Genomic DNA, 692 nt, shown 5'->3' with positions numbered 1-692 from the left:
CACGTTGTTGGTGATCTGGCGAAAGCCGCTCTCGCCGAAGCCGAGAACCTGCACGCCCAGCGGGTCGGCGAGGGCGCGGTAGGCGTCGAGGCCGGTGGCCGCGAGCGTGTCTTCGGCCTCTTCGTAGTCGGCGTAGAGGAAGGGCGCATTGACAGCGGGGGGGGGCGAACTCGGGTCATGCCGGCGAGATGATCGTGGAGTTGTACGACAGGTCTTTGTCGCCGTTCATGAGCTGCTCGACGCCGGCTGCGGGATCGCCGCCGGAGAGCTGCTCATTGGTGAAGATGTTCACCTCGATGCGGCCGTCGGTTTCGTCATTGAGGGTGTCGGCGAAATACTCGGCGCCTTCATGCCAGGTGGAGGTGTTTCCCACCGTGATGGTCATGTCCCAGGAGTAGGACTCGGCGCCGGAATCGCCCGAGTTATCGGGACCGCTGGCTGCCGAGCATCCGGTGAGGAGGAGGGCTAGTGCGCTAACAGATGCGAGCTTCTTGAGCATGGTGCTGCTTTCTGTGGGGCTTCTTCATTGAAGTCACAGGAATGCCCGCTCGATCGCGCCGGGTAGGCACCTGTTCCCTCCGACTGTCAGGTTTTGACTGGTCGGTTGAATCAGTATGCACGGCTTGGTAGTACCACGCAAGTTATCTGGTTGACCTGTTGCGGTTATTCGGGGGGCAGAGCGGGTGCGGCGA

General features: G+C 62.1%; 2 protein-coding genes. One reads left to right on the top strand and one right to left on the bottom strand.

Annotated features, from left to right (window positions below; genetic code table 11):
- Positions 1–192: hypothetical protein (locus JF66_RS24760; protein ID WP_231556533.1), on the top strand; the 192-nt coding region annotated here is incomplete at its 5' end.
- Here JF66_RS24760 and JF66_RS23945 read toward each other — a convergent pair.
- The gene (locus JF66_RS23945; protein WP_051973783.1) at positions 176–499 is read right to left on the bottom strand and encodes a hypothetical protein; all 324 of its coding nucleotides are present in this window, start codon (positions 497–499) and stop codon (positions 176–178) included. The genes JF66_RS24760 and JF66_RS23945 overlap by 17 nt on opposite strands.
- Positions 500–692 lie beyond the last annotated feature (193 nt).

The organism is Cryobacterium sp. MLB-32, from assembly GCF_000738085.1.
Taxonomy (GTDB): Bacteria; Actinomycetota; Actinomycetes; order Actinomycetales; family Microbacteriaceae; genus Cryobacterium.
The sequence above is the reverse complement of the archived record's forward strand: the minus strand, read 5'-3'. Positions and strand labels throughout refer to the sequence as shown.

Coding starts and splice junctions, on each gene's coding strand:
- JF66_RS23945 (WP_051973783.1), bottom strand. CDS start 499: ATGCTCAAGAAGCTCGCATCTGTTAGCGCACTAGCCCTCCTCCTCACC.